The 16,779-nt window shown below is 49.2% G+C and carries 13 protein-coding genes and 1 tRNA gene; all 14 read right to left on the bottom strand.

The annotated features are described in order from the left end of the window. A partial coding sequence (tuf, locus tag ACFQ2T_RS13270; RefSeq protein WP_379035214.1) for an elongation factor Tu occupies positions 1–1,175 on the bottom strand: 1,175 nt, incomplete at its 3' end. Positions 1,176–1,211: 36 nt separating this feature from the next. Next, a complete protein-coding gene (gene fusA / locus ACFQ2T_RS13265) occupies positions 1,212–3,305 on the bottom strand; it encodes an elongation factor G (protein WP_379035212.1) in 2,094 nt (697 codons plus the stop codon). Positions 3,306–3,359: 54 nt separating this feature from the next. Next, complete coding sequence (gene rpsG / locus ACFQ2T_RS13260) at positions 3,360–3,830, bottom strand: 30S ribosomal protein S7 (protein WP_019881216.1); 471 nt, start codon at positions 3,828–3,830, stop codon at positions 3,360–3,362. Between the two features lie 97 nt (positions 3,831–3,927). Beyond that, entirely contained in the window at positions 3,928–4,311 is a 384-nt protein-coding gene (rpsL, locus tag ACFQ2T_RS13255) for a 30S ribosomal protein S12 (protein ID WP_379035210.1), read from the bottom strand. Positions 4,312–4,508: 197 nt separating this feature from the next. After that, positions 4,509–8,768: a DNA-directed RNA polymerase subunit beta' gene (gene rpoC, locus ACFQ2T_RS13250; protein ID WP_379035207.1), complete on the bottom strand. Its 4,260-nt coding sequence runs from the start codon at positions 8,766–8,768 to the stop codon at positions 4,509–4,511. 23 nt (positions 8,769–8,791) lie between these two features. Continuing rightward, positions 8,792–12,964: a DNA-directed RNA polymerase subunit beta gene (rpoB, locus tag ACFQ2T_RS13245; protein ID WP_379035205.1), complete on the bottom strand. Its 4,173-nt coding sequence runs from the start codon at positions 12,962–12,964 to the stop codon at positions 8,792–8,794. A 242-nt stretch (positions 12,965–13,206) separates the two neighbouring features. Continuing rightward, positions 13,207–13,584: a 50S ribosomal protein L7/L12 gene (gene rplL, locus ACFQ2T_RS13240; RefSeq protein ID WP_379035203.1), complete on the bottom strand. Its 378-nt coding sequence runs from the start codon at positions 13,582–13,584 to the stop codon at positions 13,207–13,209. 33 nt (positions 13,585–13,617) lie between these two features. Next, positions 13,618–14,115 (bottom strand): 50S ribosomal protein L10, encoded by a 498-nt coding sequence (rplJ, locus tag ACFQ2T_RS13235; RefSeq protein WP_029147988.1) that lies wholly within the window; start codon positions 14,113–14,115, stop codon positions 13,618–13,620. A 272-nt stretch (positions 14,116–14,387) separates the two neighbouring features. Further along, complete coding sequence (rplA, locus tag ACFQ2T_RS13230) at positions 14,388–15,074, bottom strand: 50S ribosomal protein L1 (protein ID WP_379035201.1); 687 nt, start codon at positions 15,072–15,074, stop codon at positions 14,388–14,390. 1 nt (position 15,075) lies between these two features. Next, entirely contained in the window at positions 15,076–15,507 is a 432-nt protein-coding gene (rplK, locus tag ACFQ2T_RS13225; protein ID WP_018987686.1) for a 50S ribosomal protein L11, read from the bottom strand. A 74-nt stretch (positions 15,508–15,581) separates the two neighbouring features. Beyond that, the gene (gene nusG / locus ACFQ2T_RS13220) at positions 15,582–16,118 is read right to left on the bottom strand and encodes a transcription termination/antitermination protein NusG (protein ID WP_379035199.1); all 537 of its coding nucleotides are present in this window, start codon (positions 16,116–16,118) and stop codon (positions 15,582–15,584) included. After that, the gene (gene secE, locus ACFQ2T_RS13215; protein WP_379035197.1) at positions 16,118–16,465 is read right to left on the bottom strand and encodes a preprotein translocase subunit SecE; all 348 of its coding nucleotides are present in this window, start codon (positions 16,463–16,465) and stop codon (positions 16,118–16,120) included. Before secE ends, nusG begins: the two co-directional genes overlap by 1 nt. Positions 16,466–16,523: 58 nt before the next feature. Then, positions 16,524–16,599: transfer RNA gene (locus tag ACFQ2T_RS13210), tRNA-Trp, on the bottom strand. A gap of 60 nt (positions 16,600–16,659) precedes the next feature. Continuing rightward, positions 16,660–16,779 (bottom strand): EF-Tu C-terminal domain-related protein (locus ACFQ2T_RS13205; RefSeq protein WP_449288955.1); only part of this gene is annotated, 120 nt, incomplete at its 5' end.

Here is a 16,779-nt window from a genome sequence, read left to right as displayed (position 1 = left end):
GCAACGACGCCAGCACCAACGGTACGACCACCTTCACGGATAGCGAAGCGCAAGCCGTCTTCCATCGCGATAGGCGCAATCAGCGCTACTGAGATAGAAACGTTATCACCTGGCATCACCATTTCGGTACCTGCTGGCAACTCAACTGCACCAGTCACGTCAGTCGTACGGAAGTAGAACTGTGGACGGTAGCCGTTGAAGAATGGTGTATGACGACCACCTTCATCTTTACCCAACACGTAGATCTCTGCTGAGAACTTAGTGTGTGGCTTGATAGAACCTGATTTTGACAATACTTGACCACGTTCGATATCTTCACGTTTTGTACCACGCAGCAATACGCCTACGTTGTCGCCTGCCTGACCTTGGTCCAGCAGTTTACGGAACATTTCAACACCGGTACAAGTTGTCTTAACCGTTGGTTTGATACCAACGATTTCGATTTCATCACCGACTTTAACGATACCACGCTCGATACGACCTGTCACAACTGTACCACGGCCTGAGATAGAGAATACGTCTTCTACTGGCATCAGGAAGGTACCGTCGATAGCGCGCTCTGGCATTGGGATGTAGCTGTCTAATGCTTCAGCCAATTTGAAGATCGCTGGTTCGCCAATGTCTGATTGGTCGCCTTCTAAAGCCAGTTTAGCGGAACCGTGGATGATTGGGGTGTCATCACCCGGGAAGTCGTATTTGCTCAGCAATTCACGCACTTCCATTTCAACCAGTTCCAGCAACTCAGCATCATCAACCATGTCTGCCTTGTTCAGGAACACGATGATGTATGGAACGCCAACCTGGCGTGCCAGCAGGATGTGCTCACGTGTTTGCGGCATAGGGCCGTCAGCAGCTGAACATACCAGGATTGCGCCGTCCATCTGGGCAGCACCGGTAATCATGTTTTTAACGTAGTCAGCGTGACCTGGACAGTCAACGTGGGCGTAGTGACGGTTAGCTGTCTCGTACTCAACGTGTGCTGTGTTAATGGTGATACCACGTGCTTTTTCTTCTGGCGCCGCGTCAATCTGATCGTAAGCCTTCGCTTCACCACCAAATTTCTTAGTCAATACAGTGGTGATCGCCGCTGTCAATGTTGTCTTACCGTGGTCAACGTGACCAATCGTACCAACGTTCACGTGTGGCTTGGTACGTTCAAATTTGCCTTTTGCCATGATGTTTTCCTTTTAATTAAATCTGTATTAAATCAATTATTTTTTGTTGATGATTGCTTCAGCAACGTTTTTCGGTGCGTCGGAATAATGCTTGAATTCCATGCTGTATGTTGCACGACCTTGTGACAAGGAACGTACTACAGTGGAGTAACCAAACATCTCAGACAATGGCACTTCAGCTTTAATCGCTTTGCCACCACCAGGCATGTCATCCATACCCTGGATGATGCCGCGACGTGAAGACAAGTCACCCATTACGTCACCCATGTAATCTTCAGGTGTTTCAACTTCTACTGCCATCATAGGCTCAAGCAATACAGGGTCTGCTTTACGCATACCATCTTTAAAGCCGATAGAAGCCGCCATTTTAAATGCGTTCTCGTTCGAGTCAACGTCATGGTATGAACCATCAAACAAGGTGACTTTCACGTCGACCACCGGGAAACCAGCCAACACACCGGCAGGAATGGTTTCACGCAAGCCTTTTTCAACCGCAGGAATAAATTCACGCGGCACGGTACCACCTTTGATCTGGTCAACGAACTCAAAGCCTTTACCAGCTTCGTTAGGTTCCATTTTGAGCCATACGTGACCGTACTGACCTTTACCACCGGATTGCTTAACGAACTTGCCTTCAACTTCGACTGATTTGCGGATCGCTTCACGGTACGCTACTTGTGGTGCACCAACGTTAGCTTCAACGTTGAATTCACGACGCATACGGTCTACCAGAATTTCCAGGTGCAACTCACCCATACCGGAAATAATCGTTTGGCCAGACTCTTCATCTGAACGCACGCGGAATGATGGATCTTCCTGTGCCAGGCGACCCAGCGCCAGACCCATTTTTTCCTGGTCACTCTTGGTTTTTGGTTCCACGGCCACGTGAATGACCGGCTCAGGGAAAATCATGCGCTCAAGAATGATAGGCTTGTCTGGAGAACACAAAGATTCACCGGTCGTTACATCTTTCAAGCCGATACAGGCGGCGATGTCACCAGCCAGAACCTCTTCAACCTCTTCACGGTTGTTAGCGTGCATCTGAACGATACGGCCGATACGCTCTTTTTTGTTCTTGATAGAGTTAAGAACAGTATCACCCTTATTCAACACGCCAGAGTAAACACGGATAAACGTCAACTGACCAACGAACGGATCCGTCATCAATTTAAATGCCAGGGCAGAGAAACCTTCTTTGTCGTCAGCTTTACGGCTGGCAGGATTGCCGTCGTCATCTTCACCAGTCACATCATCAATATCAATCGGTGATGGCAGGAAATCAACAACAGCGTCCAACATACGTTGAACGCCTTTGTTTTTAAAGGCTGAACCACACAACATCGGCTGAATTTCACCAGCAATGGTACGTGTACGCAGACCAAGGACGATGTCCTTCTCTTCCAGCTCGCCGTTTTCCAGGTACTTGTTCATCAAGTCTTCGCTGGCTTCAGCAGCTGACTCAACCATTTGCTCGCGCCACTTGTTGGCAGTCTCAACCAGATCAGCAGGAATTTCACCATAGGTGAATTTCATGCCTTGAGAAGCTTCATCCCAGATGATGGCTTTCATTTTGATCAGGTCAACCACACCTGTGAACGTGTCTTCGCGACCGATAGGGATCACGACAGGCACTGGAGTCGCGCGCAAACGCGTTTTCATTTGCTCTACAACTTTGAAGAAGTCGGCACCGGAACGGTCCATTTTGTTGACGAAGGCCAGACGTGGCACTTTGTACTTGTTGGCCTGACGCCAAACAGTTTCAGATTGCGGCTGCACGCCACCGACTGCACAGTAAACCATGCAGGCACCATCCAGCACACGCATGGAACGCTCTACCTCGATGGTAAAGTCAACGTGCCCCGGGGTATCAATAATGTTGAATCGATGCTCAGGCAAGGAAAGGTCCATCCCTTTCCAGAAACAGGTGGTCGCTGCAGAAGTAATGGTGATACCACGCTCCTGCTCTTGCTCCATCCAGTCCATAGTGGCTGCACCATCGTGCACCTCACCAATTTTATGGTTTACACCTGTGTAGAACAGAATACGCTCTGTAGTGGTTGTTTTACCAGCATCAATGTGCGCTGAAATACCAATATTACGGTAGCGTTCAATAGGGGTTTTGCGTGCCACGGTAGTTTACCTTTGCTATCAATTCAACTAATTATTAAAGAACGAGTCGTTTAATTAAAAACGGAAGTGTGAGAAGGCTTTGTTAGCTTCTGCCATACGGTGAACTTCTTCACGCTTCTTCATTGCTGAACCACGGCCTTCTGAAGCCTCGATCAGCTCAGCTGCCAAACGCAGGCCCATAGATTTCTCGCCCCGCTTGCGGGCTGCATCACGCAACCAGCGCATGGCCAGCGCACTACGGCGGCTAGGACGCACTTCTACAGGCACCTGGTAGTTTGCACCACCAACACGGCGGCTCTTAACTTCAACGACAGGACGCAGATTATTCAACGCTGTGGTGAATAATTCCAGCGGGTCCTTACCGCTCTTGCTGGCCACCTGATCAAAGGCACCGTAAATGATACGTTCAGCAACAGATTTTTTACCACCTGTCATCAACACATTTACAAACTTGGACACTTCCTGGCTACCAAATTTTGGATCCGGCAAGATAATACGTTTGGGGACTTCTCTACGTCTTGGCATAACATTCTCTTTTCAATTAAATTTTTGCTAGCAATAACACTCGCAAGGCATTTCAGCCGCTATAAAAAATGGAAATAACTTGTGCAGGCTTAATAAATTAAGCTTTAGCTGCTTTAGGACGCTTGGCACCGTATTTGGAACGTGACTGCTTACGGTCTTTCACACCAGCGGTATCCAGACTACCGCGCACCATGTGGTAACGCACACCTGGCAAATCTTTTACACGACCGCCGCGCAGCAATACCACACTGTGCTCTTGCAGGTTGTGGCCTTCACCACCGATGTAGCTAATGACTTCGTAACCATTGGTCAAACGGACCTTGGCAACTTTACGCAATGCAGAGTTTGGTTTTTTTGGTGTTGTTGTGTATACGCGAGTACACACGCCACGCTTTTGCGGGCAAGCTTCCAACGCTGGAACCTTGCTCTTGGTAACCACTTTAACGCGTGGTTTACGGACTAACTGATTAATGGTTGGCATCGCCTTAACCTCTTCACCTTTTTTAAGAACCACCAATTTGAGCAGGAAGACTCAGCTTTGGTGGCATATCAACAATAATGCCTTATTGAGACAATAAGGCCATTCTGAGAAACCCAGCATTTTAGTAAATGAGTCAAGGGGTGTCAAGCATTATTCATGCGAGACACCCCTTGAAAACAGGGACAACCGTGATCGAATTACTCGGCCGTGTTGTCGTCTGCAGCAGTCTCTTCTACCACTACTTCAGGTGCAAACATCGCTTCAGCCGCCAGCATGGCTTGTGAAGGTTCTGCCACATTTGGTGTCAGTGATGCAATCGCTGCACGCTTGCGGGACTCGTGATAAGCCAAACCGGTACCGGCTGGAATCAGTCGACCAACGATCACGTTTTCTTTCAGGCCACGCAACTCGTCGCGTTTGCCCAAAATAGCCGCTTCGGTCAATACACGGGTGGTTTCCTGGAAGGAAGCCGCCGAGATGAACGAGTCGGTAGACAGCGAAGCTTTGGTAATACCCAGCAACACGTACTCGAAAGTAGACGGACGCTTGTCTTCAGCCACTACGCGTTCGTTTTCTGTCAACAGATCTGCACGCTCAACTTGCTCACCAGTAATGAAGCCTGTATCACCGGCATCTGTCACACGTACACGACGCAACATCTGACGCACAATCACTTCAATATGCTTGTCGTTGATCTTCACGCCTTGCAAACGGTACACGTCTTGCACTTCGTCGATGATGTAGCGTGCCAATGCCTCGCGGCCTTGCAAACGCAGAATGTCTTGCGGATCAGCCGGGCCATCCACAATGGATTCACCCTTAGTCACCACTTGACCATCATGCGCAGTCACGTGCTTGTCTTTAGCAATCAGGAACTCGCTGGTAATACCATCAAGATCCGTAATCACCAGACGTTGTTTACCTTTTGTATCTTTACCGAACGAAACAGTACCCGTCACCTCAGCCAGCATACCGGCGTCTTTTGGTGAACGTGCTTCGAACAATTCCGCTACACGTGGCAGACCCCCGGTAATATCACGGGTTTTGGAAGACTCTTGCGGGATACGTGCCAGCACTTCACCCACGCCAACTTCCTGACCATCTTTCACCGTAATGATGCAACCCAGCTGGAAGGTCACGTTCACTGGTGTATCTGTTCCAGCAACTTTGACTTCCACACCATTAGCATCCAGCAATTTCACTTGCGGACGCAGGCCCTTGGACTGACCAGCACGCTGCTTAGGATCGATCACCACCAGTGATGACAAACCGGTCACTTCATCTACCTGTTTGGCAACAGTCACGCCTTCTTCAACGTTCTCGAATTTCACATGACCAGCGTATTCGGTAATAATCGGACGGGTATGTGGATCCCATGTCGCCAATGCCTGGCCGGCTTTCACTGTTTTACCATCGGTGATGGTCAGTGTTGCACCGTAAGGCACTTTATGCCGCTCACGCTCACGGCCATTGTCTTCAGAAATCACCACCTCACCATTACGCGAAATCACGATTTGCTCGTTACGTGAGTTAGTCACATAGCGCATGGTTGACGTAAAGCCAGCCACACCGTTCGACTTACTCTCAACCTGTGATACTGAAGCCGCACGCGATACCGCACCACCGATGTGGAAGGTACGCATAGTCAACTGAGTACCTGGTTCACCGATGGATTGCGCTGCGATCACACCGACAGATTCACCGATGCTGATCAGCTTGCCGCGACCCAGGTCACGGCCATAACACTTGGCACAAATACCATAACGCGTGTCGCAAGTCAGTGCGGTACGCACTTTGACTTCATCAATACCCAGGGCATCGATTTTTTCGACTTCGTCTTCTCCCAGCAATGTACCTGCTGCGTAAACCACTTCCTGCGTTTCAGGATGCAGCACATCAAGCGCAGCAGTACGGCCCAGGATACGGTCATGCAATGGCTCAACCACTTCACCGCCTTTAACCAGCGCTTTAGTCACCAGACCATCAACGGTGCCGCAATCGATCTGTGTCACTACCAGATCTTGTGTCACATCTACCAGACGACGAGTCAGGTAACCTGAGTTCGCTGTTTTCAATGCCGTATCAGCCAGACCTTTACGGGCACCGTGGGTAGAAATAAAGTACTGCAACACGTTCAGGCCATCACGGAAGTTCGCCTTGATCGGCGTTTCAATAATAGAGCCATCCGGTTTCGCCATCAGGCCACGCATACCAGCCAGCTGACGAACCTGCGCCGCAGAACCACGGGCACCGGAGTCGGCCATCATATAAATCGCGTTAAATGATTCCTGGCGAACAACTTTGCCGTCTTTCTTCACTACGTTACCGTCAGCGTCTTTTACATCTTCTTCGCGCAACTGTTTCATCATGGCATCAGCCACTTTGTCACCAGCACGGCCCCAGATATCGACTACCTTGTTGTAACGCTCGCCTTGTGTCACCAGACCGGAAACATACTGGTCTTCAATCTCTTTCACTTCAGCATCCGCAGCCGCAATCAATTGCTCTTTCTCTGGTGGCACCAACATATCGTTAATGCTGATAGAGATACCTGCTTTAGTCGCGTAGGAGTAGCCTGTGTACATCAGTTTGTCAGCAAAAATCACTGTCTCGCGGATGCCCACTTTACGGAAGCTGGCGTTGATCAGGCGTGAAATCTCTTTCTTCTTCAATGCCTTGTCGATGTAGCTGTATGGCAAACCTGGTGGCAGGATCTCAGACAGCAATGCACGACCAACTGTAGTGTTGTAGCGATTGATTTTTTCGGTTTTTTCACCGGCAACATCCAGCTCAAATTCCTTGATACGCACAGTCACTCTGGCATGCAGATCGATCAGGCCCTGGTCGTACACACGCTGCACTTCCTTGATATCACTGAAGATCATGCCTTCGCCACGCGCAGCCACTTTTTCGCGGGTCATGTAATACAGACCCAACACGATATCCTGTGACGGCACGATAATTGGTTCGCCGTTGGCTGGAGACAGCACGTTGTTAGACGCCAGCATTAATGTACGGGCTTCCATCTGTGCTTCCAGGCTCAATGGTACGTGTACCGCCATCTGGTCACCGTCAAAGTCGGCGTTAAAGGCTGAACACACCAATGGGTGCAACTGGATCGCTTTACCTTCGATCAACACCGGCTCAAACGCCTGGATACCCAGACGGTGCAGCGTAGGCGCACGGTTCAACAGTACCGGATGCTCACGAATCACGTCTTCAAGGATATCCCAGACCTCTGGTCCTTCCTCTTCAACTTTCTTCTTCGCCGCCTTGATCGTTGTTGCCAGACCTAATACTTCCAGTTTGTGGAAGATGAATGGCTTAAACAGTTCCAGCGCCATTTTCTTAGGCAGACCGCACTGGTGCAGTTTCAATTGCGGACCAACCACGATCACAGAACGACCGGAGTAATCCACACGTTTGCCCAGCAAGTTCTGACGGAAACGACCGCCCTTACCTTTAATCATGTCAGCCAGTGACTTCAATGGACGCTTGTTAGCACCCGTCATCACTTTACCGCGACGGCCGTTATCCAGCAGCGAATCCACCGCTTCTTGCAGCATACGTTTTTCGTTACGGACGATGATTTCCGGCGCCTTAAGCTCTAACAGACGCTTCAAACGGTTGTTACGGTTGATCACGCGACGATACAGATCGTTCAGGTCAGACGTAGCGAAACGGCCACCATCCAACGGTACCAAAGGACGCAATTCCGGCGGCAATACCGGCAGGATTTCCAGGATCATCCACTCAGGCTTGATGCCAGATTTCTGGAACGCTTCCAGCACTTTCAGGCGCTTGGCAATTTTCTTGATCTTGGCTTCAGAACCGGTGGCAGACAATTCGCTACGCAGGGTTTCGATTTCACGGTTGATGTCCATCGTGCGCAACAACTCACGAATCGCTTCAGCACCCATTACGGCGTTGAATTCGTCACCGTACTCTTCAACCTTGGCGATGTAATCATCTTCTGTCAGCAATTGACCACGGGTCAGCGGTGTCATGCCTGGGTCGATCACGATAAATGCTTCAAAGTACAGTACACGTTCGATGTCACGCAAAGCGATGTCCAGCACCATACCCAAGCGGCTAGGCAGGGATTTCAGGAACCAGATATGCGCCACTGGTGAAGCCAGTTCGATGTGGCCCATGCGCTCACGACGCACTTTGCTCAGTGTGACTTCAACGCCACACTTCTCACAAATCACACCGCGATGCTTCAGGCGTTTGTATTTACCGCACAAGCATTCGTAATCTTTGATAGGGCCAAAGATTTTGGAGCAGAACAAACCGTCCCGCTCAGGCTTGAAGGTACGGTAGTTGATGGTTTCCGGCTTTTTCACTTCGCCATAAGACCATGAACGGATTTTTTCAGGTGAAGCCAGCGCGATCTTGATCGCGTCGAACTCTTCTTCTTGCGTAACCTGTTTAAATAAATCTAATAACGCTTTCATAGAGACTCTCCTTAATGGCGGGATTAATTACGGTCTAAATCAATATCAATAGCCAGTGAACGAATTTCTTTCACTAACACATTGAATGACTCAGGCATACCCGCATCAATTTTGTGCTCACCCTTGACGATATTTTCGTACACTTTGGTACGGCCATTCACGTCATCCGATTTCACAGTCAACATCTCTTGCAAGGTGTATGACGCACCATAAGCTTCCAGTGCCCAAACCTCCATCTCACCGAAACGCTGGCCACCGAACTGTGCTTTACCGCCCAATGGTTGCTGTGTAACCAGGCTGTAAGGACCAGTAGAACGTGCATGCATCTTGTCATCAACCAAGTGATGCAGTTTCAGCACGTGCATGTAACCCACAGTAACAGGACGCTCGAAAGCATCACCGGTACGGCCGTCAAACAGTTTGACCTGTGTTTTACCAGCGTGGAATTGCAGTTTCTTAGTGTGCTCATCTTCATCCGGGAAAGCCAGATCCAGCATGGCACGAATATCAGATTCTGCTGCGCCGTCAAATACCGGAGTCGCAAATGGCACGCCGTGTTTCAAGTTAGTCGCCAGGTCGATTACTTCTACATCTGTCAGGCCGGCAATGTCTTCTTTCTTGCCAGTGCTGCTGTTGTATATTTTATCGAGGAAGCCACGGATCTCAGCCACCTTAGCTTCAGCTTGCAACATATCGCCCAGACGTTTGCCCAGACCTTTAGCTGCCCAGCCCAGATGCGTTTCCAGAATCTGGCCGATGTTCATACGTGAAGGAACGCCTAACGGGTTCAACACGATATCCAACGGGGTACCGTCAGCCATGTGCGGCATGTCTTCAACCGGACAAATCTTGGAGATCACACCCTTGTTACCGTGACGACCCGCCATCTTGTCACCAGGCTGGATACGACGTTTCACGGCCAGGTACACTTTAACCATTTTCTGCACACCAGGTGGCAATTCGTCACCTTGCGTCAGCTTACGCTTTTTCTCTTCGAACTTGTTGTCGAACTCAACACGTGCCTGGCTCAAGCTGTCTTTCAACTGCTCCAGCTGACGGGCTGCTTCCTCATCGTTCAGGCGGATATCGAACCAGTCATAACGTCCAACGCTTTCCAGGTACTCAGCAGTGACGCTGTCGCCTTTTTTCAGCTTGTTAGGGCCACCGGTAGCCGCTTTGCCAGTCAACAGACGGCTGATACGGCCAAAGGTATCGTCTTCCACAATACGCATCTGGTCGCCCAGGTCTTTCTTGTAGTGTGACAACTGGTCATCAATAATTTGCTGTGCGCGAGTATCACGGTCAATACCTTCACGCGTGAACACTTGTACGTCGATCACTGTACCAGTCATGCCTGAAGGCACGCGCAGGGAAGTATCTTTCACGTCAGAGGCTTTTTCACCGAAAATTGCACGCAGCAATTTTTCTTCAGGTGTCAGAGTCGTTTCACCTTTAGGTGTCACTTTACCTACCAACACGTCGCCAGCTTCAACTTCAGCACCGATGTAGATAATACCGGAGTCATCCAGACGGCCCAGCATACGCTCGGACAGGTTGGAAATATCACGGGTAATCTCTTCAGGCCCCAGTTTGGTATCACGGGCAACCACTGACAGTTCTTCAATGTGAATTGAAGTGTAACGGTCATCAGCCACCACGCGCTCGGAGATCAAGATCGAGTCTTCGTAGTTATAACCGTTCCAAGGCATAAAGCCTACCAGCATGTTTTGGCCTAAAGCCAATTCACCCATGTCAGTTGACGCTCCATCGGCAACGACGTCACCGCGGGAGATCACATCACCCACTTTGACCAACGGGCGCTGGTTAATATTGGTGTTCTGGTTAGAACGTGTGTATTTGGTCAGGTTGTAAATGTCCACACCGACTTCATCCGCTTGCGCTTCAGCATCGTGTACACGAATCACAATACGGCCTGAATCGACATAATCGACAATACCGCCACGACGGGAAGTAACCACAGTACCCGAGTCAATCGCAACCGTACGTTCAATACCGGTACCTACAACGGCTTTTTCAGCACGCAGACAAGGCACAGCCTGCCGTTGCATGTTGGCGCCCATCAGTGCACGGTTCGCATCATCATGTTCGAGGAAAGGAATCAATGAAGCGGCCACAGACACAATCTGTCCTGGCGCCACGTCCATGTACTGTACGCGATCCGGCTGCGTCATGGTGAATTCATTGTGGAAACGCGCAGAGATCAGGTCTTCTTTAAAGCTGCCATCTTTTGCCACTTCAGTGTTTGCCTGGGCAATCACATACTGGCTTTCTTCAATCGCAGACAGGAAGTTGATCTGATCACTGACTTTGTTGCCTTCGACCAAACGGTACGGTGTCTCAAGGAAACCATAGTCATTGGTACGCGCATACAAGGCCAGAGAGTTGATCAAACCAATGTTTGGACCTTCTGGTGTTTCGATAGGACATACACGGCCATAGTGAGTGGTATGCACGTCACGCACCTCAAAACCGGCACGTTCACGGGTCAAACCGCCAGGGCCTAAAGCTGAGATACGACGTTTGTGCGTGATCTCGGACAGCGGGTTGGTCTGGTCCATAAATTGTGACAGTTGGCTGGAGCCAAAGAACTCACGGATCGCGCTGGACACTGGTTTGGCGTTGATCAAATCATGTGGCATCAGATTATCTGATTCAGCTTGCGACAAACGCTCTTTCACTGCACGCTCAACGCGTACCAGGCCGGCACGGAACTGGTTCTCAGCCAATTCACCGACTGAACGGATACGACGGTTACCCAGATGATCAATATCGTCAATCTCGCCACGGCCATTGCGCAACTCGATCAATACGCCAATCACAGCCAGGATGTCTTCATTCGACAACACATTGGCACCGGTATCGCCTTGCGGACCGACGTTTTCATAGAAACGGCGGATCCAGGTGGCAGAACGATCTTCCAGCTTGCTTGGGTAAGCACGGCGGTTAAACTTCATGCGGCCAACGACGGACAGGTCGTACCTATCTTCAGAGAAGAACAAACCGTTAAACAAGGCTTGTACCGCATCTTCGGTCGGTGGCTCACCAGGACGCATCATGCGGTAAATCGCGACACGGGCACTGTACTGATCAGGAATCTCATCACTACGCAACGTTTGCGAAATGAAATCACCGTGGTCCAGGTCATTGGTGTAAATCGTATCGATTTCGCTGATTTTGGCAGCGACCAGTTTTTCCAGCAAAGCCGGGGTGATTTCATCGTTTGCGTTAGCAATCAATTCACCACTGTCTGTATCGATAATGTTTCTGGCAACCGCACGACCCATAATGAAGTCAGTCGGCACCGCCATGGCTTTAATGCCGGCTTTTTCGATGTCACGGATATGTTTAACCGTAACGCGCTTGTCTTTAGCGACCAGCACGTTACCTTCCTTATCAGCGATATCAAATTTAGCCATTTCGCCACGCAGGCGGTCAGCGACCAATTCGAATTCCAGGCCTTTAGGACCAATATGGAAAGTGTCAGTATCGTGGAATGTTTCCAGGATCTGTTCCGGGTTGTAGCCTAGTGCTTTCAGCAGAATTGTCACTGGCATTTTGCGTCTACGGTCAACGCGGAAATACAGGTAATCTTTAGGATCAAACTCAAAGTCTAACCATGAGCCGCGGTAAGGAATGATACGTGCTGAGAACAGCAGTTTACCGGAGCTGTGTGTTTTACCACGGTCATGTTCAAAGAACACACCCGGGCTACGGTGCAACTGGGACACGATGACGCGCTCAGTACCGTTAATCACAAAAGAACCATTTTCGGTCATGAGTGGCAGTTCACCCATGTACACTTCTTGTTCTTTAACTTCTTTCACCGTTGGCTTGGACGCTTCGCGGTCCATGATGGTCAAGCGTACTTTAACGCGCAAAGGCACGGCATAAGTCAGGCCACGTTGTTGACATTCTTTGACGTCAAACGGCTCTGCACCTAATTGGTAGCTGACATAATCCAGACGGGCATTCTCGGAATGACTCACAATCGGGAAAATGGAACGGAAAGTCGATTCCAGACCTTGGTCTTTACGTTGGTCTACTGCGACATTTTCTTGCAGGAATGATTTGTAAGATTCCAGCTGCATAGCCAGCAAGTACGGAACCTCTTGAACACTGTCGCGCTTGGCAAAGCTTTTGCGGATGCGTTTCTTTTCGGTAAAGGAATAGCTCATAGCGTCTCCTGAGATTTTGAGGGTAGAAGACAAAACACTTTTCATCCACTGCAATGTTTTGACATCTAACTTCGCATTTAAAAACAGCCACTTAATTAACTACGTTAGCTTAACTATATGCGGCCACATCACTACTTTTACAACACCTGCACTGACAATTGCAGTGTATTAATAATCCGCAACGCCAGAAACGGCGAAGGCCGACGGTTGCCCGTCAGCCCTGCCGGTAGCACAATGATGAATTATTTCAATTCAGCAGTCGCGCCAGCTTCAATCAATTTCTTAACAGCAGCTTCAGCGTCAGCTTTGCTTACGCCTTCTTTAACTGCTTTAGGTGCGCCGTCAACTACGTCTTTAGCTTCTTTCAAGCCCAGACCAGTCAATTCACGCACTGCTTTAATCACGCTAACTTTGTTGTCGCCAGCGCTGTTCAAGATAACGTTGAACTCAGTTTGCTCAGAAGCAGCAGGCGCAGCAGCACCGGCAGCAGCGCCACCAGCAACTGCAACAGCAGCAGCAGAAACACCAAACTTCTCTTCGATTTCTTTAATGAATGCGGTCAGTTCTAAAACTGTTTTGTTACCGATTGCATCCAAAATATCAGCATTTGAAATTGCCATGATAATAATTTCCTAAAATAAATTTGATTAAAATTAAGCCGCTTGCTTTTCTTTGTCGTCGCGTACTGCTGCAACGGCACGAGCAAACTTGGTTGGGATTTCGTTGAGCATGCCAGCCAGTTTGGACAGCAACTCTTCGCGGCTCAATGTAGACGCTAATGCTTGCACACCGGCAGCATCCAGACGCTCATTAGGCATCGCACCTGCTACTAGCTTGAACTGATCATTGCTTTTGGCAAAGTTATTCATGACTTTAGCAGCGGCCACTGCATCTGTGGAAATACCATACACAAGTGGACCAACCATGTCGTCAGCCAATGCTGCAAAAGGTGAACCTTCTACTGCACGACGAACCAGGGTATTTTTCAACACACGCAGATATACACCTGCATCACGCGCATCTGCACGCAGTTTCGTCATATTGGCAACGCCAATACCACGATACTCGGCAAGTACGATTGACTGTGCATTCGCCACTTGTGCGATTACCTCGGCAACGACTTCTTTTTTCTCTGTAAGATTAAGACTCAAGGTCTGTTCTCCTTCCGTTAATGAAAGCCCGACTCACATCGGGCCACTCACGGCGTCCTTGTTCAGGGCATGGATATATCCTGTTTCGGGGATCGCCATCTGCGTTGGTTTTTAAACACCTGCAAGCAGAGGATTTCTCACCCACTTGCAACGCATTTATCAATTAAGTAAAACACCAACGGTCTTTGATGCTCTTGAGCCACAGTTGAAATTCAACAATGACTCAAGCCCAAAGTTCTTGCCTGACCATTTGCGAGGTCAGTATTTAATACTTAAGCTGTGACTGTTGCCTGATCGATACGAACGCCAGGACCCATGGTGCTGGAAACAGACAGTTTTTTCAGGTATACACCTTTTGAGCTGGTTGGCTTGGCTTTGTTCAATGCTTCAAGTAAAGCAGCCAGGTTGCCTTGCAATTGCTCAACAGTGAAAGAAGCGCGACCGATAGTGCAGTGAACGATACCACCTTTGTCGGTACGGTATTGCACTTGACCAGCTTTAGCGTTTTTAACGGCAGTAGCGGCGTCTGGTGTTACGGTACCCACTTTTGGGTTTGGCATCAAACCACGTGGACCCAGCACTTGACCCAGAGCACCAACGATACGCATTGCGTCAGGCGTCGCAATCGCTACGTCAAAGTCCAGCATACCGCCTTTAACTTGCTCTGCCAGATCTTCAAAACCAACGATTTCAGCACCAGCAGCTTTAGCAGCTTCCGCTTGTGCACCTTGTGCAAACACTGCCACGCGTACGGATTTACCAGTACCGTTAGGCAATACAATCGCGCCACGCACCAGTTGATCAGATTTACGTGGATCGATACCCAGGTTCACGACTGCATCAACAGATTCGTTAAATTTGGCAGCAGCGCCTTCTTTTACCAGGTTCAGTGCATCAGTCGCTGGATACAGCTTGTTGCGGTCGATTTTCGCGCGCAACGCATCAATTCTTTTACCCATGTTATACACCCTCCACTTCAATACCCATACTACGTGCACTACCAGCGATGGTACGTACAGCAGCATCCAAGTCTGCAGCAGTCAGGTCAGGTTGTTTTGTTTTGGCAATTTCTTCAGCTTGCGCACGAGTGATTTTGCCTACTTTGTCCGTGTGAGGACGTGCAGAACCTTTTTCCAGCTTGGCGGCTTTTTTAATCAGCACCGTTGCTGGCGGGGTTTTCATCACAAAAGTGAAGCTCTTGTCTGCAAATGCAGTGATCACCACTGGAATTGGCAAGCCTGGCTCAACACCTTGCGTTGCAGCGTTAAACGCTTTACAGAATTCCATGATGTTCAAACCACGTTGACCAAGTGCTGGACCGACTGGTGGGCTTGGGTTGGCTTTACCTGCAGGGATCTGCAGTTTGATGTAGCCAATGACTTTCTTTGCCATTTTTGACTCCTTAAATGGGTACAAGCGCTCTTACGAGCTCCCCGTTGAAAAAACTACTACTGAACTTTTGTGACTTAAACTTCTTTTTCGACTTGTGCAAAGTCGAGCTCGACCGGTGTGGCACGACCAAAAATCACTACAGAAACACGTACTTTGTTTTTGTCGTAATTGATCTCTTCCACACTGCCTGAGAAATCTTTGAAAGGGCCGTCGATGACGCGCACGCTTTCGCCTTTTTCGAAGGTCATCTTCTGCGTTGGGTTTGACTTGCTGTCATCCATGCGACGCAGAATAATCTCTACTTCTTTATCTTTGATCGGGGTGGGACGCTGTGCGGTACCACCGATAAATGAAGTCACGCGTGGTGTACTTTTAACCAGGTGCCAGCTTTCATCTGTCATATCCATCTGTACCAGCACATAGCCGGGATACAAGCGGCGCTCGGAAATAGTCTTCTGACCACCCTTCATCTCCACCACTTCTTCAACCGGCACCAGAATGTCACCAAACTGGTCTTGTAAGTTGGATCTGATAATACGTTCTTCCAAACCGGCTTTCACGGATTTTTCCATGCCGGAGAAAGCTTGAACTGCATACCAACGCATTGACATTAAGCACCTCGACCCATAATCCATTGCACCATGTAGGCGAAACTGATATCAACCAACGCCAGGAATGCAGCCATAATCACGACCAGTACAATCACTGCCAGTGTGGTTTGGATGGTTTCCTGACGCGTTGGCCAGACAACGCGTTTTGCTTCCGCAACAGATTCATTAAAAAAGCTCAGCGCCTGTTTACCTTGCGGAGCAGTCCATGCTACCGCGACAGACGCGACAATACCTGCCAGAACGGCAAGTATTCTAACAACCATTGCTTTATCTTCAAAAAGATAAAAACCGGCAATCCCCAAAGCTAGCAACAACAGGGACAAAGCCAGTTTGATTTTATCGATCATAACCTTAACTTTATGTTTTTCACACCTTGGATCGCTGGAAATCAGCTAATCGGGTGTTTGGCAGGCCAAGAGGGTCTCGAACCCCCAACCCTCGGTTTTGGAGACCGATACTCTACCAATTGAGCTATTGGCCTGTACTCTTAAACGTAAAACCTGCACGGGTTGTAGTGCAGGTTTTTACACGATCAAATCAATTATTCGATGATTTTGGCAACGACGCCAGCACCAACGGTACGACCACCTTCACGGATAGCGAAGCGCAAGCCGTCTTCCATCGCGATAGGCGCAATCAGCGCTACTGAGATAGAAACGTT

The organism is Methylophilus flavus, assembly GCF_042678905.1.
Taxonomy (GTDB): domain Bacteria; phylum Pseudomonadota; class Gammaproteobacteria; order Burkholderiales; family Methylophilaceae; genus Methylophilus; species Methylophilus flavus.
This window is presented reverse-complemented; position numbering and strand designations above follow the sequence as displayed.